Annotated in this window: 20 protein-coding genes; 14 read left to right on the forward strand and 6 right to left on the reverse strand. The window is 65.7% G+C overall.

All coding sequences use genetic code 11. The features are described from left to right. Positions 1–335 precede the first annotated feature (335 nt). The 10 genes from ACE10W_RS31650 to ACE10W_RS31695 all read left to right on the forward strand — a co-directional run bounded on the left by ACE10W_RS31650 (position 336) and on the right by ACE10W_RS31695 (position 6,320). On the forward strand, positions 336–803 hold the full coding sequence (locus tag ACE10W_RS31650) for a hypothetical protein (RefSeq protein ID WP_028174532.1): 468 nt from the start codon (positions 336–338) through the stop codon (positions 801–803). Between the two features lie 40 nt (positions 804–843). Further along, positions 844–1,104 carry a hypothetical protein gene (locus tag ACE10W_RS31655; RefSeq protein WP_060908711.1) on the forward strand — a complete coding sequence of 87 codons (261 nt, stop codon included), beginning with the start codon at positions 844–846 and terminating at the stop codon, positions 1,102–1,104. Positions 1,105–1,236: 132 nt separating this feature from the next. Beyond that, entirely contained in the window at positions 1,237–1,491 is a 255-nt protein-coding gene (locus tag ACE10W_RS31660) for a hypothetical protein (protein ID WP_375762388.1), read from the forward strand. 25 nt (positions 1,492–1,516) lie between these two features. Continuing rightward, positions 1,517–2,434 carry a 4-hydroxy-tetrahydrodipicolinate synthase gene (gene dapA, locus ACE10W_RS31665; protein WP_375762389.1) on the forward strand — a complete coding sequence of 306 codons (918 nt, stop codon included), beginning with the start codon at positions 1,517–1,519 and terminating at the stop codon, positions 2,432–2,434. Between the two features lie 27 nt (positions 2,435–2,461). Next, entirely contained in the window at positions 2,462–2,857 is a 396-nt protein-coding gene (locus tag ACE10W_RS31670; RefSeq protein ID WP_375762390.1) for a hypothetical protein, read from the forward strand. Positions 2,858–2,967: 110 nt separating this feature from the next. After that, positions 2,968–3,156, forward strand: a complete 189-nt coding sequence (locus tag ACE10W_RS31675) for a hypothetical protein (protein WP_375762391.1) — start codon at positions 2,968–2,970, stop codon at positions 3,154–3,156. A 17-nt stretch (positions 3,157–3,173) separates the two neighbouring features. Continuing rightward, positions 3,174–3,560 (forward strand): hypothetical protein, encoded by a 387-nt coding sequence (locus ACE10W_RS31680; RefSeq protein ID WP_375762392.1) that lies wholly within the window; start codon positions 3,174–3,176, stop codon positions 3,558–3,560. Between the two features lie 90 nt (positions 3,561–3,650). Further along, positions 3,651–3,779: a hypothetical protein gene (locus ACE10W_RS31685; RefSeq protein WP_375762393.1), complete on the forward strand. Its 129-nt coding sequence runs from the start codon at positions 3,651–3,653 to the stop codon at positions 3,777–3,779. A gap of 297 nt (positions 3,780–4,076) precedes the next feature. Then, positions 4,077–4,712 (forward strand): uracil phosphoribosyltransferase, encoded by a 636-nt coding sequence (gene upp, locus ACE10W_RS31690; RefSeq protein WP_028174525.1) that lies wholly within the window; start codon positions 4,077–4,079, stop codon positions 4,710–4,712. Between the two features lie 33 nt (positions 4,713–4,745). Continuing rightward, positions 4,746–6,320: an AMP-binding protein gene (locus ACE10W_RS31695; RefSeq protein WP_375762394.1), complete on the forward strand. Its 1,575-nt coding sequence runs from the start codon at positions 4,746–4,748 to the stop codon at positions 6,318–6,320. 53 nt (positions 6,321–6,373) lie between these two features. On the opposite strand, the gene ACE10W_RS31700 is transcribed toward ACE10W_RS31695, so the two are convergent. The 5 genes from ACE10W_RS31700 to dctP are packed head-to-tail and all read right to left on the reverse strand — an operon-like array spanning position 6,374 to position 11,780. Beyond that, on the reverse strand, positions 6,374–7,621 hold the full coding sequence (locus ACE10W_RS31700; RefSeq protein WP_375762395.1) for an acetyl-CoA hydrolase/transferase family protein: 1,248 nt from the start codon (positions 7,619–7,621) through the stop codon (positions 6,374–6,376). A gap of 31 nt (positions 7,622–7,652) precedes the next feature. Continuing rightward, complete coding sequence (locus ACE10W_RS31705) at positions 7,653–8,819, reverse strand: acyl-CoA dehydrogenase family protein (RefSeq protein WP_011089530.1); 1,167 nt, start codon at positions 8,817–8,819, stop codon at positions 7,653–7,655. A gap of 40 nt (positions 8,820–8,859) precedes the next feature. After that, on the reverse strand, positions 8,860–10,149 hold the full coding sequence (locus ACE10W_RS31710) for a TRAP transporter large permease (RefSeq protein ID WP_375762396.1): 1,290 nt from the start codon (positions 10,147–10,149) through the stop codon (positions 8,860–8,862). A gap of 12 nt (positions 10,150–10,161) precedes the next feature. Then, positions 10,162–10,716: a TRAP transporter small permease gene (locus tag ACE10W_RS31715; RefSeq protein ID WP_011089532.1), complete on the reverse strand. Its 555-nt coding sequence runs from the start codon at positions 10,714–10,716 to the stop codon at positions 10,162–10,164. A 35-nt stretch (positions 10,717–10,751) separates the two neighbouring features. Next, positions 10,752–11,780, reverse strand: a complete 1,029-nt coding sequence (gene dctP, locus ACE10W_RS31720; protein ID WP_375762397.1) for a TRAP transporter substrate-binding protein DctP — start codon at positions 11,778–11,780, stop codon at positions 10,752–10,754. Positions 11,781–12,006: 226 nt separating this feature from the next. Here dctP and ACE10W_RS31725 point away from each other — a divergent pair, with 226 nt between their 5' ends. The 4 genes from ACE10W_RS31725 to ACE10W_RS31740 are packed head-to-tail and all read left to right on the forward strand — an operon-like array spanning position 12,007 to position 15,337. After that, positions 12,007–13,209: a CaiB/BaiF CoA transferase family protein gene (locus ACE10W_RS31725; RefSeq protein ID WP_375762398.1), complete on the forward strand. Its 1,203-nt coding sequence runs from the start codon at positions 12,007–12,009 to the stop codon at positions 13,207–13,209. 43 nt (positions 13,210–13,252) lie between these two features. Further along, complete coding sequence (locus tag ACE10W_RS31730) at positions 13,253–13,705, forward strand: MaoC family dehydratase (protein ID WP_011089535.1); 453 nt, start codon at positions 13,253–13,255, stop codon at positions 13,703–13,705. Further along, positions 13,705–14,556: a CoA ester lyase gene (locus tag ACE10W_RS31735; RefSeq protein WP_060908719.1), complete on the forward strand. Its 852-nt coding sequence runs from the start codon at positions 13,705–13,707 to the stop codon at positions 14,554–14,556. The genes ACE10W_RS31730 and ACE10W_RS31735 overlap by 1 nt, the downstream gene beginning before the upstream one ends. Before the next feature lie 37 nt (positions 14,557–14,593). Then, positions 14,594–15,337: an IclR family transcriptional regulator gene (locus ACE10W_RS31740; protein WP_028174518.1), complete on the forward strand. Its 744-nt coding sequence runs from the start codon at positions 14,594–14,596 to the stop codon at positions 15,335–15,337. A 10-nt stretch (positions 15,338–15,347) separates the two neighbouring features. Here the strand turns inward: ACE10W_RS31740 and ACE10W_RS31745 are convergent, their stop codons facing one another. After that, positions 15,348–15,770, reverse strand: coding sequence for a hypothetical protein (locus ACE10W_RS31745; protein WP_161533588.1), 423 nt, complete (start codon positions 15,768–15,770; stop codon positions 15,348–15,350). Positions 15,771–15,841: the final 71 nt, after the last annotated feature.

Raw genomic sequence — 15,841 nt, forward strand, 5'->3', positions numbered from 1 at the left:
AGGCCGGCCCGTCGTAGCCGCCGGCCGTACGACACGGACGACGCATTCCAGGCGATCGTTCCAGGCAGGCCGCGCAGCGACGCAATCCACCAACGCTTTCGCCTCCCGTTGTTACGGCGGGCCGAGGCCAAGGTCTTTTCAAAAAGCCCTGCTTCTATAAGCCTCCACCTACGACCGAGACGGCAGGCGAGGATCTGTCGGTCTTACACGGAAGAATCCGGGCACTTATGAAATCCCTATATCTCTCGCCCGATCCCCATCTCGTTTTCAAATGCCCTCCCGGCCATCTTGGCAATGCCGGCCGACTGACCGACGCCAACTCCAGGAGGCCTGACATGACCGCCGCTCTCCGACGTCTCGACCCACCATCCCTCAGCCAGCGGCTTCACGCGGCGCCGGCGATGACGCGACCGCTGATGCACGACGTCATCGATTATGCTTGCCGGCGCATCCCCTCGCTCGGCCAGAACGAACGCACCACGCGCGTCATGCGCCTGATCGACGCCGAGGCCTGGGCCGATGCGGCGCTGGCGCTGATCGAGCTCGAGCTGCCGCTATGGCAGGTCCGCCGCATCGCCTATGACGAGGGCGAGTGGCACTGCGCGCTCTCGCGCGAGCGTGAGCTGCCGGACTGGCTCGACGCTGCGGTCGAGGCACGCCACGCCGACCTCGCACTGGCCTTGCTGTCGGCCTTCGTCGAGGTCCGGGCATTGGCCGTGGACGTATCGCGGCCGAGCGTTCCCTCCGTTCGTCCTGTGCGGGATCCGCTCTACGAGCCGGTCGCCTGCGACAATTTCGGCTAGAGCAGCCTGACGGGTTCACACCTTGTCGCAAGCTCCGGACATGCCGCACAAGCTGAGCCCGGCGCGCGTGATCGCACGCTTCGCCGTCCGTATCGCGCTGCTCGCCGCCTTTGCCGCATTCGGTAGCGTCGGTTTCGGCCGAAGCCTTGCCGTTCTGCTCTGGATGTCGATCATCCTGTGCGCGCTCGCCGGCCTCGTCAGGCGCGAAGCGCTGTTCGGCCCTGCCCTCAATCATTGGGACGAAGCTGCTGCATTCGGTGCACTCTTCGCGCTGGTCCACATTGCCAATGATGTGACTTGAGCGGTCGGCTTTATGACCTTCCTATGAGATCACCGCGCACCCGCCCTCGAAATCATATTCGCGAGACGGGATATTGAGCGCGCAGGCAGGGACATGCATCCCGCGCCGGCGTCGTTCAGAAGGAATACATCCGTGAAACTCGTCGACCCTCCCTCGTGCACCTCCACCTCAACCATCGTCCTTATCGGCCGCAACCACCGGGGACAATGGGTCTCGCAGGAGCAGAACGGCCTCTATGGCGGCTTGTTCGTCAGCCGCGCCCAGGCCGTCAAATATGCGCTGTTCGAGAACGGACAGCATCCGGAGACCATCGTCGAGCTGCCGCGCGAGATCGAGCTCGACATGGGCAAGAGCCCCAACGCCATCGTCTCGCAGCGCGCCGCCTGAGCCGACGCCATCCGGCAGAAAAGCCATGTTCACTCCTCCTGCTGCCTGGTTCACAGGCTTCATTCCGGACCTGCCGACGCCGTTCGACGCGGCTGACACAATCGATCTCAAGGCGTTCACCGCGCTCTGCGAGCGCCAGATCGCGGCTGGCGTCCCCGCGATCGTGGTCTGCGAGACGGCCGGCGAGGCGCCGACGCTCTCCCCGGCCGAGCAGGAGCTCGTCATTCGCGCCGCGGTGGACGTCGCCCGCGGCCGGGTGCGGATCATCGCCGGCGCGATGTCGAACGCGACCAGCCAGGCCATCGCGCTCGCGCGGCGCGCGGAGGCCGCCGGCGCCGATGCCGTGATGGCGGTGGTGCCGGCCTACAACAAGCCGATGCAGGAGGGGATGCTCGCGCATTTCCGGGCCATCGCCGGTGCGACCGGCTTGCCCGTGATCCTGCACGATATTCCCTCCCGCACGCTGCGCCCGCTCGCCGACGAGACGCTGGTGCGTCTCGTCGAATCCCGCCAGTTCGTCGGCCTGCGCGATGGAAGCTGCGACATCACCCGCCCGATGCGCCTCGCCCGGTTGCTCCCGGCCGGCTTTCGCCTGCTCTCCGGCGACGACGTCACCGCGTTCGGCACCATCGCAAGCGGCGGCGACGGCGCGATCTCGGAAGTCTCCAACATCGCCCCCGATCTGTGCCGCATGATCTTCTCGCAGGTCAGGCAAGGCCGCTTGCAATCGGCACGGTACCTGCACAGGCGCCTCATCCCGCTCATCACATGCCTCTCCAAGGACGGCCCGGCGGCGCTCAAGAGCGCGCTGAGCGTGCTCGGCCTGATGTCACCGGCGACGAGGCTGCCGATCGTGCCGCTGGACGCGGCCGCGCAGCGGGAGGTGGTACGCGCCTTCGCCGCGATCGCCGACGAGGAGTTGATCGACCGCGTCGGCGCCTGACGCCTCGCGCAGTCGTTCGGATCTCGCATGCCGCCATCAGTTGAAGATCATCGGAGGCTGCTCGGCGCCTGGCAGCTGGCGATCCTGCGCTTTGCCGTGACGCTGAGCGACTCTGACAGGCACAATGTCGCCGCACTCGCGGTTGAACTCGATCGTCTCGGCGGCCGGCGCAGCGGCAAGGACTCGCTGCACTTCTTCCGGCGCACCAGCTCCCGTCTCTGCGCGGCCATCGACGGCCGGCAGCAAGACGCGGAGGCGACCCTGGACTGCTTCTGCAAGCAGATCGAGGAGCCGCGGCTGCGGCTCGCCTTCGCCGCCGCCGTCGGGCTGGCGCGTTCGAAGCCTGCGCGATCCAAACCGCAACCGAAACGCGACCAAAACCTCTTCAGAGGACTGCTGGCGCGACCGCCGGCGCCTTTATGACTTTCCTATACGGCAACTGCGGCGGTCACCTCGCAATCATACGCAGCGGTGGCCATCATACGGGACAGATCGGAGCGGCCGTCTCGCCACTCCGGATTAGGACTGAAAAAATGTCGATCCTGACACATGGCCTTGACCGCCCCTTCGTGCATGGGCGTTCGGCGCGCATCTCCGAGGCACGCAAGGCGCAGCTCAAAGGTTTCGCTCTCGGCACACTGACGCTGCTCTCGATGGGTAGCGTGCTCACCGCGCTGATCGCGCTGAGGACCGCAATCTATGTCTGGCACATGCACGGCTGACCCGCAGGGAGGCCCCTATGACCTTGCAGATGTGTGAGGAAGCCGCCATGGCCGCAATTGCGCTTCAGGCTTCCCGTCGCCGCCCCGACACCAGGCAGGCGGCGGCGCTCAAGCCACTCGATCCGGATGTCGTCAGCGCCGCCATTCCCGCGTTCTTCATTGGACGCAACAGCGCCGGCCTCTGGGTCGCGCGCGAAGCGAACGGACGTGTCGGCGGCCTGTTCCTGTTCAAGAGCTCGGCGGTGGATTTCGCCAACCGTCAGAGCGCGCCGGCGCGGTGCGCGCTGGTGTTTCCCGCCGAGACCTTCGAGCTCGACATCGAGAACCGCGGCAATCCGCTGATTGTGCTCGCGGAGGGAGCGAGGCAGCTTCTTGCACGCGTGACCGTGAGACGGCGGACATGATCGAGCTCAAGATCGCGATCCTGGTTGTGTTGATGGGAGCATTGCTGCTCGGCATGCGCATCGGCGCGGCGCCCGCCCCGGACAAGTAGCGTGCAGCTCCTCAAGGGAAATCTCGAGCACGCAGTCACCACGACGATCCTGACCATGACGCTGAGCCTGGTCTGGGGCTCGGTCCTGACGATCGTGATCACGCTCGTCGCGCGGGGGCTCGGGGTCTAGCCTTTACCTCTTCACGCGCCAGTTCCGCCGCCGTGACCTCGATCGGCCGGCCGCTGCGTTCGACGCGCGCCTGGATCAGTGCGCCCTGGAGCGCCGACGTGCAGAGCCGGCAAGCGCCTGCGCCAGCCGGCCATGGACGCCATGCGGACGGCGATCGAGCGTGAATTGACCATGGCTGCCTACGAGGCGAGCAGCCGTGCCCGCAAGGAGGTCGCGATGCCGGCTTGAGGCCACGTATCCCGCGGAAAATACCCGGCCGATCTGGCGCAATTTCACGGAACCGTGTAGAGCGGTTTCATGAGCACAAGCAGCGTCAACGTCGTCGCCCACCCTCTGGTCCAGCACAAGCTCTCGCTGATGCGGGAGAAGGACCGCTCGACCAAGAGCTTTCGCGAGATCCTGAACGAGATCGGGATGCTGCTCGGCTACGAGGTGACGCGCGACCTGCCGCTGGAGCTGGTCGAGATCGAGACGCCGATCGCATCGATGCGGGCGCCGAAGATCGCCGGCAAGAAGCTCACGCTGGCGCCGATCCTGCGCGCCGGCGTCGGCTTCCTCGACGGCATGCTGGCGCTGATGCCCTCGGCGCGCATTGCCCATATCGGGCTCTACCGCGACCCCGAAACATTGCAGGCCGTGGAATATTACTTCAAGGCGCCGCAGGACCTGTCCGACCGCACCGTGATCCTGATGGACCCGATGCTGGCGACCGGCAACTCGGCCTGCGCCGGCGCGTCCCTGCTCAAGAACCGCGGCGCCCGCGACATCCGCTTCGTGTGCCTTCTGGCCGCGCCGGAAGGCATCGCGCAGTTCCAGAGCGAACATCCCGACGTGCCGATCTGGACCGCCGCAATCGACGAGCGGCTCAACGACCACGGCTACATCGTGCCGGGCCTGGGCGATGCCGGCGACCGGATGTTCGGCACCAAGTAGACAGTTTTGCGCGATCGGGTTACTCCGGGCGCCATGAGCTCCAACGAATTTTCGCTGCAATCGCTGATCTGCACCGAGGCCTTCGCGAATCCCGCCTTCGTGTTCGACGGCACGCCGGTCTCGCGCGCGGAATTCTCGGCAAATATCGAAAAGACCGCGGCCTGGCTTGCTGCGCAGGGTGTCGGCAAGGGCGACGTCGTCGCGGTCTGGCTGGTCAACCGGATCGAATGGGTCGCGCTGCTGTTCGCCGCCGCCCGCCTCGGTGCGATCGTCTCCGCCGTCAATACCCGCTACCGCAGCGCGGAAGTCGCCCATCTGCTTCGCTTGTCCGGCGCCAGGCTGATGGTGGTCGAGGCCGCGTTCCGCTCGATCGACTTTGCCGCCATCCTCGCCGATATCGCCAAGGACGAGGTGCCCGCGCTGCGACAGCTTGCAGTGGTCGGCGCAGATACGATCCCGGCGCACTGGCCGTGTGTACGGTTCGATGCGTTCGACCAACCCTATCCGCCGGCCCCGCCCGCCCAGGATGACGTCGACCTCCCCGTGCTGCTCTACACCACGTCGGGCACGACCAAGGGACCGAAGCTCGTCGCGCATTCGCAGCGGACGCTGGCCGCGCACGCCGCCGCCGTCGCCAGGGCGCTAAGCCTCGCGCCGCAAAACCATTCGCTCCTCGCCATGCTGCCGTTCTGCGGCACCTTCGGCATGACGAGCCTGCTCAGCTTCATCGCGGCGGGCGCGACCATCCATGTGCTCGACGCCTTCGAAGCGGCGCCGGCGCTGAAGATCCTCGGCGAGCATGAGATCACCCACGCCTTCGGCTCCGACGAGATGTTTCGCCGCATCCTCGCCCTCACCGACGTGGCCCGTCCCTTCCCCCGTGCCGAGGTGTTCGGCTTCGCCGCGTTCCAGCCCGGCTGGCGTGAGCTTGCCGCGGAGGCCGAGGCGCGCGGCATGCCGCTTTACGGCCTCTACGGTTCGAGCGAGGTGCAGGCCCTGTTCTCGATCGGCCGCGCCAGCGACGCGTTCGCCGACCGGATCGAGGGCGGCGGCTGGCCGATGTCGCCGGAGGCCGGGGTCCGCGTCCGCGACACCGAGACCGGCGAACTCGCAGCTCCCGGCGTCTCCGGCGAGATCGAGATCAGCGCACCGTCCCGGTTTCTCGGTTACTTCAACAATCCCGACGCCACGCGCGACGCGATTACCGCGGACGGCTTCTTCCGCACCGGCGACATCGGCCGGCTGCGCGGCGACGGCTCCTTCGTCTACGAGACCCGCGCGGGCGATGCGATGCGGCTCGGCGGCTTCCTTGTCGCGCCCGGCGAGATCGAGGACGAGCTCAAGTCCTGCGCAGGTGTTGCCGACGCCCAGGTCGTCGCGGTCGACCTGAAGGGAAACGCACGCTGCGTCGCTTTTGTGATTCCAGCAGCGGAGCCGCCTCAACAGGAGATGCTGGTCGCGCACCTGCGCGAGCGGCTCGCCGGGTACAAGGTGCCGGCACGAATCTATATCGTCGATGCTTTCCCCGTCACCGACAGCGCCAACGGTGTGAAAATCCAGCGCGCCCGGCTTCGTGCCATGGCGATGGAGCGGATTACCGCCGAATAGGCCGGCCACCTCCTCGACGATCTCGTCATGGACGCTCGCGATGATGAACTGAGCTAGCGCGCGGGCCCGCGAAGCCGCGCCGAAAGCGCGTCGCGATGCTCAGGCGCCGCGATCGCGATCATGCGGCGCGCGCGCTCGGCAAGGCCGCAGCCAAGCAGCTCCGCAACGCCCCATTCGGTGACGATGGCATCGACATCGGCGCGCGGTGTCGTCACCGTCTCGACGTCAGCGACGATCCGGCTGGTCCCGTCGGAGGCCGTCGCCGGCAGCGCGATGATCGCCCTTCCGCCGCAAGAGGCGTTGGCGCCGCGCACGAAATCGAGCTGCCCGCCGATGGCGCCGACCGCGACGCCATTCAGCGTCTCGGAATTGACACTGCCGTCGAGGCCGACCTGAAGCGCCGAATTGATCGCGACCAGCCGGTTGATCCGCGCCAGCACGTTCTGGCCGTGCGTATAGGACGTCGGCCGCACCGCGACCGCCTTGTTCTCGTGCACGAAGCGATAGAGCCGCCGGGTCCCGATCACCTGGTTGGTGACGGTGATGCCGGCATCGATGCCCTTCTCCGCATTCGTCACCGCGCCGCGCTCGATCAGGTCGACGACGGCATCGTTGATCAGGCCGGAATGGATGCCGAGACGGCGCGCATGCGACAGCGAGGACAGGATCGCATCCGGAATTCGGCCGACGCCGAACTGGAGCGTGCTGCCGTCGGCGATCAGGCCTGCCGCATGCGCGGCGATGCGGCGCGAAACGTCATCGAGCGGCGTCGAGGCCAATTCAACCGGCGGCCTGCGGGCTGCCACGCGAACATGGATCGGCACGTCCTCCGGCCATTCGGCGCCGAACGTAAAGGGCGCATCCGGATTGATCTCGGCGATGACGAGGCGTGCGCCGCGCGCGGCATCGATGACGTAGTCGTTGGAGAGGTTGGCGCTGAGCCGCCCTTCGAGCTCCGCAAGCTGCACCAGAACGACATCGGCCTTGTAGCGGCGCGCCGCGAAGTCGGCACAGAAGGCGCTGTAATTGCTCGGGATCACGTCGAGCCGCCCCGCTTTCGCGAGCCGCCGCGAATTGCCGATCACGCCATAGCTCTGGAACGAGACATTTCCCGCGCACGACGCCGAAAACGTCTCCGAGAACACTGGCCCGATCATCATGCGGAAGGGCGGAAGCTGTACTGCCTGCGCCATCAGCGCTTCCGTCAGCGTGACAGGCTCCGCCGTCGCCTGCCCGCACACGACGAGATCATCCTTCCGGACCAGGCCGGCAAAATCGATCGGCGAGCTGTCCTCGGGCATCGGCAATCCTCCCGACCGATCCGCGGGCAACCTAGTACGACTTCGCCAGCCCCAGCACCTTTTCCGCGATGAAGCTGAGCGCGAGCTGCGGGCTGACCGGCGCGATGCGCGGGATCAGCACTTCACGCAGATAACGCTCGACGTGGAACTCCTTGGCATAGCCGAAGCCGCCATGGGTCATCACGGCCTGCTCGCAGGCATGGTAGCCGGCTTCGCCTGCGAAATATTTCGCGGCATTCGCGCCGGCCCCGCAGGGCAAGCCCTTGTCGTATTGCCAGGCCGCCTGCATCACCATCAGCCAGGCCGCCTCGAGCTCGACCCAGTTCACCGCGAGCGGATGCTGGATGCCCTGGTTCTTGCCGATCGGGCGATTGAAGACGACGCGGGTCTTGGCGTATTCGGTCGCGCGCGCCAGCGCGAGCTTGCCGAGGCCGACGGCTTCCGCCGCGATCAGGATGCGCTCGGGGTTCATGCCTTCGAGGATGTACTGGAAGCCCTTGCCCTCTTCGCCGATGCGGTCCTCCATCGGGATCTCGAAATCCTCGAAGAACAGCTCGTTGGAATCGACGACCTTGCGGCCCATCTTCTCGATCTCGTGGACCTTGATCTTCTTGCGGTCGAAGTCGGTGTAGAACAGGCTGAGGCCGTGGGTGGGCGAGCGCACCTCTTCCAGCGGCGTGGTGCGCGCCAGCAGCAGGATCTTGTGCGCGACCTGCGCGGTCGAGATCCACACCTTCTGGCCGTTGACGATGTAGCGGTCGTTCTTGGCGACCGCACGGGTCTTGAGCTGGGTGGTGTTGAGGCCGGTATTGGGCTCGGTGACGGCGAAGCACGCCTTCTCGCGGCCCTCGACCATCGGCGGCAGCATGCGCTTGCGCTGCTCCTCGGTGCCGAACACGACGACAGGATTGAGCCCGAACACGTTGATGTGCACGGCCGAGGCGCCGGACATGCCGGCGCCGGATTCGGCGATGGTGCGCATCATGATCGCGGCTTCGGTGATGCCGAGCCCCGAGCCGCCATAGGCCTCCGGCACGCAGATGCCGAGCCAGCCGGCGTCGGCCAGTGCCTTGTGGAAATCGTGCGGAAAGCCGCCGTCATGGTCCTTCTTCAACCAGTAGGCATCGGGAAAGCCTTCACAGATCTTGGCGATGGCATCGCGAATGGCTTCCTGCTGATCGGTGAGCGCGAAATCCATGTTCTTGATCTCCTGATTGGGAGCAGCAGAGGCTCCGATCCTAGCGCCCCATCTGCGAGGGCAGCCAGAGAATGATGCTCGGAAACGCCACCAGGATCGCGATCGCGATCAGATGGGCGATGAAATGCGGGAAAGTGCCGTGGAACACTTCCGCCACCGGCCGCTTGGCATAGCGGGCGACGATGAAGCAGTTCAGCCCAACCGGCGGCGTGATCATGCCGACCTCGGCGGTGACGATCTTGATGACGCCGAACCAGATCGGATCGAAGCCGAGCGTCTTGATCAGCGGCAGCACGATCGGCACGGTCAGCACCAGAATGGCGATCTGGTCCATGAAGGAGCCGAGCACGATGTAGCCGCACAGGATCAGCGTGATGATCACCCAGCGCGAAGTCGGCAGACCGCCGATCCAGGCGACGAGGTCCTGCGTGACGTGGGTGAGCGTAAAGAAGTAGCCGAAGATCGAGGCGCCGACGAGGATCATGATGATCATGCAGGTGCCGTGGCAGGCCCGCAGCAGCGTCCGGTAAAGCGATGACGGCGTGATCTTGCCCTTGACGATCGCGAGCAGGAAGGCGCCGAACGCGCCGAAGGCGGAAGCCTCCGTCGGCGTGGCGACGCCGAGATAGATCGTGCCCGTCACGATCGAGAACAGCACCACCATCGGCGAGACTTGCCACAACAGCGCGAATTTTTCGCGCCACGGCACCGATTTCGCAGCGGGGGCGCGCGAAGGATCCTGCCAGACCAGGAAGTAGATCGTGGCCATGATGGTGATGGTGACGAGGATCGCGGGGATGATGCCGCTGATCAGGAGCTTGCCGATGTTCACCTCGGCGAGCAGGCCGAAGATGACGAGCGCGACGCTGGTCGGCAGCAGCATCGACAGCGTGCCTGATATCGCGACCACGCCGGCGGCCATCTTGGGCTCATAGCCCTGGCGGATCATCGCGGGAAGGCTGGTCGAGGACAGCGTCGCGGCGGACGCCGTCGAGGTGCCGCAGATCGCGCCAAAACCTGCGCCGGCAAGTGCCGTCGCCATGCCGAGCCCGCCGGGAATGCGCCCGACCCAGGCCGACGCCGTCTTGAACAGGTCGTCCGCGACACCCGACAGCAGCACGAGGTCCGCCATCAGCAGGAACATCGGGATGGTGATCAGCTCGTAGGACGAGACAGTCGACAGCGGCGCGGTTTGCAGGATGCCGAACAATGTGCCCCATCCGCCGACCATCACGAGGCCGACCGAACCGGAGAAGGCCATTGCGAAGCCGACGGGCGTGCCGAGTGCCAGCAGGCCGAACAGCAGGGCGAGAACGATGAAAGGTGTCATGGATGCCTGCCGTTACTCAAAGCTTCGCGTTTCGCCGACGCCGGTCACCGGCGGCAGCGGATAGAGGTCGCGCCCGCTGACGAGGCTCAGCACATTGCCGACGAGCTGGAGCGCCAGCCGCAGCACCAGCACCCCGCAGCCGAACGGCACCAGCGCCGCCGATATCCAGGTCGGCCAGGCGATCGCACCGGCCAGCACGTCGTGCTGCTCGTAATTCTCGAGCGCACGCTCGAACCCGACCTTGCAGATCAGGACGAACACGAACAGGCCGGCGAGCGCGGTGATGATCTCGGACAGTCGCCGTCCCGCCGGCGAGAAGCGCGACAGGAGGATATCGACGCCGACATGCGCATGCTCGCGCAAGCCGTCCGACAGCGTGAAGAAGAACACGCCGGCCAGAAGATAGAGGCCGATCAGATCATAGGTGAAGGCAAACGGACGGTTCAGCGCGTAGCGCATGAACACGTCGGTCACGACAAGCAGCATGATCACGAACAGGAACACCACCGCGATCACCGTCAGCGCGCGCTCCAGCGCGCCGAGCACATCTCCCGCCCGCTTGATCACCTCCAGCGCCTCCCTTTGCCGTATTTCATGGACGGTTACTTGGCGCCACCGGAGGCGAGCAGATCTTCAAACTCCTTCAGCGCGGCGGACGCCTGCTTGCCGCGGCTGTCGAGCCCGCTCGCCCACTCCTTGCCGACGCCCTTCAGCTTGTCCTTCATCTCGGCACGCGTCGCCTGCGGCAGCGGCTCGAAGCTGACGCCCTGGTCCTGAAGGTGCTTCCTGGTGGTCTCCGTCTCCTTGTCGACCTGCGCACAGGCGGTCGGCTCGATCGCCTCGGACGCCTCGTTCATCGCCTTCTTCACGTCGTCGGGCAGCTTGTCCCAAACCGACTGGTTGATGGAATAAGCGACGATGAAGCTGCCGAAGCTGACGCCTTCGGTGGCGTGCTTGACCAGCTTGTCCAGCCCATAGGCCACGACACTTTCCATCGGGAACAGCAGGCCGTCCATGGTGCCGCGCGACAGCGATTCATAGGCATCGGGTGCCGCCATGCGCACCGGCACCGCGCCGAGCGCACGCAATGTCAGATCCTGCGCGCCGCCGGTGGTGCGCAGCTTCAGGCCCTGCATGTCCTTGGTCGTGTCGACCTTGGTTTTTGCGGTCCACACCTGATAGGGCGGCAGCACCACCTCGAACAGCAGCTTGATCTTGTTCGGCGCGTATTCCTGCTTGGCCAAAACGCCTTCGCGCGCGGTCTTCCAATAGGCGAGCGTGCCCTGGCAGCTCGTCTCAAAGGCCCCCGGCAACTGCGCAACTTCCGACAGCGGCATCTTGTCGGAGACATAGGACGGCCCGATGTAGCCGATGTCGACCACACCGGACTGCGTCAACCGCAACATGTCGGCGGCCTTGCCGATCTGCTGGTTCGGATAATAGGTGAAGGTTACCGCGCCATTGGTGCGCTTGGTGACGTCGTCCATCCAGGGCTTGAGCAGCAGGCGAACCAGATAGTGGCCGGCGGGGAAGCTATCGGCGACCTTCAGCTCCAGCGCCTGCGCCTGAAACGTCGAGACCGGCAGCGCGAGCGCGAACACTGCTGCGGCCCAGACCTTGTTCTTCTTCATTTCGTTCTCCCTGACGCGTCCCATGCCGAAGGCGGCAGCCTTCGGCTGCCATCCGTCCGGCCCTCACTCCACTTCTTGCTTGAGGAAAATGTACATATACGTGAATTTATAAGTCAAGTATATGAACTATGCATGGGCCCATGCACGGAACATCGGGACGGTCGAATTGACACCTCAGATTTATGAATTCTAACTCCACGAATATGAATGCACCCAACGAGGCCCCATGGGACCGCTCGCCGGCTTCACCGTTCTCGACCTGACCTCCGTCCTGATGGGCCCGTACGGCACCCAGGTGCTGGCGGACATGGGCGCCGACGTCATCAAGGTCGAAAGCCCCGAGGGCGACATTGTCCGCCAGATCGGTCCCGGCCGCACGCCCGGCATGGGCGGGATGTTTCACAACGCCAATCGCGGCAAGCGCAGCATCGTCCTCGACCTCAAGAAGACGGAAGGCCGCGACACGCTGCTGCGGCTGGCCAGGCGCGCCAACGCGCTCGTCTATAATGTGCGCCCGCAGGCGATGGCGCGGCTCGGCCTCGACTACGAGACGCTGGCCGCGGTCAATCCCGCCCTCGTCTATGTCGGCGCCTTCGGCTACGGCCAATCCGGCCCCTACGCCGCAAAGCCCGCCTACGACGATCTGATCCAGGGCGCAGCGACCATTCCGACGCTGCTCGCAGCCGCCGGTGACGGCACGCCGCGCTACGTCCCTGTGACCATCGCCGACCGCGTCGTCGGTCTGATGATGGTCAACGCCATCATGGGCGGGCTGATGCACCAGCAGCGCACCGGCCAGGGCCAGCGCATCGACGTGCCGATGTTCGAATCGATGACCGAGTTCGTGCTGGTCGATCATCTCGGCGGCCTCACCTACGATCCGCCGCTCGACCATGGCGGCTATGTCCGCCTGCTCTCGCGCTACCGAAAGCCCTACAAGACCAGCGACGGCTATCTTTGCGTCCTGATCTACAACGACAAGCACTGGCGCAGCTTCTTCGAGGCGATCGGCCGGCCGGAATTCCTGCAGCAGCCGCGCTTCGCCAACCACGCGTCACGCACGAAACATATCGACGAGATCTATGAGGAGATCGGCCACATCTTCCTCACCCGCACCACCGCGGAGTGGCGCGAGCTGCTGGAGCACGCCGACATTCCGGTGATGCCGATGCACACCCTGGAGACGATTTTGGACGATCCGCATCTCAACGCGGTCGGCTTCTTCAGGACGGTCGATCACCCCGTGGAAGGCCGCATCCGCCAGATGCGGGTGCCTTCGACCTGGAGCGTGACCCAGCCGGAACCGGCCGGCCCGGCGCCGACGCTCGGCCAGCATAGCCGCGACATTCTGCACGAGGCCGGCTTCTCGGCAGACGAGATCGAGGCGCTCGCGCAGCAGGAAGCAGTTCATCTGGCGGCGCCGCCTTAACGGCAGCGCCAGCCAGACCGCACGATACAGGGAGGAAATCGCGATGGCCGGACTTTATTTCGAGGACTTTTCCGTGGGCCAGGAGTTCAGGCATCCGCTGACCCGGACCGTCACGGAGATGGACAACACCATGTTCAGCCTGCTGACGCTCAACCCGCAGCCGCTGCATATCGACGCGCATTTCGCCGAAAAGACCGAGTTCGGCCAGCGCATTTTCAACAGCCTTTACACTCTCGGCATCATGATCGGCATGACGGTCTATGATACGACCATGGGCACCACCGTCGCCAATCTCGGCATGACCGACGTCACCTTTCCGAAACCGGTCTTCCATGGCGACACCTTGCGGGCAACGACGAAGGTGCTTTCGTTGCGGGAATCCAAATCGCGCCCCAAAGCGGGCATCGTCGAGTTCGAGCACCACGCCCTGAACCAGAACGACGAGATCGTCGGAAAATGCCGCCGCATGGCGATGATGCACAAGAGGCCGGTCTGATGCGTTCGATGCTGTTCGTGCCGGGGGATTCCCCGCGCAAATTCGAGAAGGCGAGCGAAGGCAAGGCCGACGCGCTGATCATCGATCTCGAGGATTCCGTCGTCACCGAGAAGAAGGCGGAGGCACGCGGGTTGACGCTGGCGATGCTGAAGAGCCGTCCCGGCCCACACCAGCTCTATGTCCGCGTCAACGCGCTCGACACCGGCATGACGCTGGCCGATCTCGCCGCGGTGATGCCGGGCAGGCCCGACGGCATCGTGCTGCCGAAATCGCAAGGCGGCGACGATGTGCGGCAGGTCGCGACCTGGCTCGAAGCACTCGAGGCGGCGGCCGGTATCGCGGTCGGCGCAACCCGCATCGTCTGCGTCGCGACGGAGACCGCCGGCTCGATCTTCGGGCTCGGCAGCTACAAGGGCTGCTCCCCTCGCCTCGCCGGCCTGATGTGGGGCGCGGAGGATCTCTCCGCCTCTTTGGGTGCCACAGAGAAGTCCTCGGGCGGCGTGTTCCACAGTCCCTATCGCCTCGCGCGCGATCTCTGCCTGATGGCAGCCGCCGCGGCCGAGGTCGCGCCGATCGACACTGTCTATACCGACATAGACAATCTGGCCGGCCTCGAGCAGGAAACCCGGGCGGCGCGGCGCGACGGGTTTTCGGCGAAGGCGCTGATCCATCCCAAGCATGTCGATGTCGTCAACGCGGCATTCGAGCCGACGGAAGCCGAGCGCAGCTGGGCGGAGAAGGTGATCGCGGCGTTCGCGAGCAATCCCAATTCCGGCACGCTGCGGCTCGACGGCCAGATGATCGACAAGCCGCATCTTCGCGCCGCGAAGAAGATCCTCGGCCAGTCCTAGATCAAGGGCATCGCGCTGCGACAGACGGGACCGGATCATGATCGTTCGCCAAGCCGCAAACGTCCTGGAGATCATGGAATTCTTCGCCCAGACGAGGAAGCCGGCGACGCTTGCGGAGATCGCCGATCATTTCGGCTGGCCGCGCTCGTCGACCTTCAACCTGCTCGCGACGCTCTCGGAGAAGGGCTATCTCTACGAGCCGCGGCCGCGCGCCGGCTTCTATCCGACACCGCGCTGGCTCGCCATGGCGCGGATGATCTCGGAGGTCGAGCCACTGCCACCGTGGACGCATACGCTGGTTGCCGATCTCTCGGCCGAGACCGGCGAGACTGCGTCGATCGTGGCGCCCGCGGGCGTGATGGCCGTGTTCATCGACGTCGTCGAGTCCAAGGCGGCGATCCGCTATTTCGCGACCATCGGCCACCGCGTGCCGATCCACGCGACCGCGAGCGGCCGCGCGCTGCTGCTGCAATATTCGCAGGAGGAGCGCGACTCCGTCTATCGCAAGATCGAGTTCAAGCAGTACGGTCCGTCGACGCCGATCAGCATCGAGGCGGTGGAAGCCGAACTGCGCAACTCGATCGAGCGCGGCTATTGCCAGAGCTTTGGCGACTACAGCCGCGACCTCGCGGGCGCTGCGATTCCACTGCCGATCGGCGACCGCAGGCTCTCCGTCGTCGTCGCGGGGCCGGAGTTCCGGATTGGACCGAAGGTGGCCGAGGTGGCGGCGCTGATCGCGCGCACGGTCGACCGGCTGCGGCCGAAGACCACCGCGGCCTAGCGCCGAAGTTTCATTCGAATCCCTGAATCGGCGGCGTCGAAGTCTCCGCCGGCGCAGCCTGCGCCGGTGCAGCTTCAACAGGCTGCTCCGCAGGCGCGGCTTGGGCCGGCGGATTGCCGGCAGCCCTGATTTGGCCGTTGGCATTCATCGCCTCGCGTGCGCGCGGCGGAGCGACGGTTGCGGCTGCGCGATACGTCTCGCGGCGCGGCGGCTGCCGATGTCTCGCCGAACGTGAATCTCTCGCGCCCCAGGACCGGGCGATTGCAGGTCCGGCGGTATAGCCCACCACCGCGCCCGCGACGGCACCGATCGGCCCCAGCACCACAGCGCCTGATACGGCTCCGATTGCTGCAGCACCGGCGCGCTCTTGCGCGGCGGCGCTTGCAGGCACGCCAGCCAGCAGCACGACGGCAGTGATCAAAGCTTTGTTCATCGGAGCGCCTCCCTCACGGGAGATCACTTCTTACTGAAATATGGCTGCAGAACGTTTGTTCGTTGCCAAAC

It is taken from the genome of Bradyrhizobium sp. B025 (assembly GCF_042257955.1).
Lineage (GTDB): Bacteria > Pseudomonadota > Alphaproteobacteria > Rhizobiales > Xanthobacteraceae > Bradyrhizobium > Bradyrhizobium diazoefficiens.

Bases quoted from the DNA above. Each gene is read 5' to 3' on its own strand.
- ACE10W_RS31725 (WP_375762398.1), top strand. From the start codon at position 12,007: ATGGGACCGCTCGCCGGCTTCACCGTTCTCGACCTGACCTCCGTCCTG.
- ACE10W_RS31740 (WP_028174518.1), top strand. From the start codon at position 14,594: ATGATCGTTCGCCAAGCCGCAAACGTCCTGGAGATCATGGAATTCTTC.
- ACE10W_RS31670 (WP_375762390.1), top strand. From the start codon at position 2,462: ATGCCGCCATCAGTTGAAGATCATCGGAGGCTGCTCGGCGCCTGGCAG.
- ACE10W_RS31700 (WP_375762395.1), bottom strand. From the start codon at position 7,621: ATGCCCGAGGACAGCTCGCCGATCGATTTTGCCGGCCTGGTCCGGAAG.
- ACE10W_RS31655 (WP_060908711.1), top strand. From the start codon at position 844: ATGCCGCACAAGCTGAGCCCGGCGCGCGTGATCGCACGCTTCGCCGTC.
- ACE10W_RS31695 (WP_375762394.1), top strand. From the start codon at position 4,746: ATGAGCTCCAACGAATTTTCGCTGCAATCGCTGATCTGCACCGAGGCC.
- ACE10W_RS31680 (WP_375762392.1), top strand. From the start codon at position 3,174: ATGACCTTGCAGATGTGTGAGGAAGCCGCCATGGCCGCAATTGCGCTT.
- ACE10W_RS31650 (WP_028174532.1), top strand. From the start codon at position 336: ATGACCGCCGCTCTCCGACGTCTCGACCCACCATCCCTCAGCCAGCGG.
- ACE10W_RS31730 (WP_011089535.1), top strand. From the start codon at position 13,253: ATGGCCGGACTTTATTTCGAGGACTTTTCCGTGGGCCAGGAGTTCAGG.
- dctP (WP_375762397.1), bottom strand. From the start codon at position 11,780: ATGAAGAAGAACAAGGTCTGGGCCGCAGCAGTGTTCGCGCTCGCGCTG.
- ACE10W_RS31745 (WP_161533588.1), bottom strand. From the start codon at position 15,770: ATGAACAAAGCTTTGATCACTGCCGTCGTGCTGCTGGCTGGCGTGCCT.
- ACE10W_RS31675 (WP_375762391.1), top strand. From the start codon at position 2,968: ATGTCGATCCTGACACATGGCCTTGACCGCCCCTTCGTGCATGGGCGT.
- upp (WP_028174525.1), top strand. From the start codon at position 4,077: ATGAGCACAAGCAGCGTCAACGTCGTCGCCCACCCTCTGGTCCAGCAC.
- ACE10W_RS31705 (WP_011089530.1), bottom strand. From the start codon at position 8,819: ATGGATTTCGCGCTCACCGATCAGCAGGAAGCCATTCGCGATGCCATC.
- ACE10W_RS31735 (WP_060908719.1), top strand. From the start codon at position 13,705: ATGCGTTCGATGCTGTTCGTGCCGGGGGATTCCCCGCGCAAATTCGAG.
- dapA (WP_375762389.1), top strand. From the start codon at position 1,517: ATGTTCACTCCTCCTGCTGCCTGGTTCACAGGCTTCATTCCGGACCTG.
- ACE10W_RS31710 (WP_375762396.1), bottom strand. From the start codon at position 10,149: ATGACACCTTTCATCGTTCTCGCCCTGCTGTTCGGCCTGCTGGCACTC.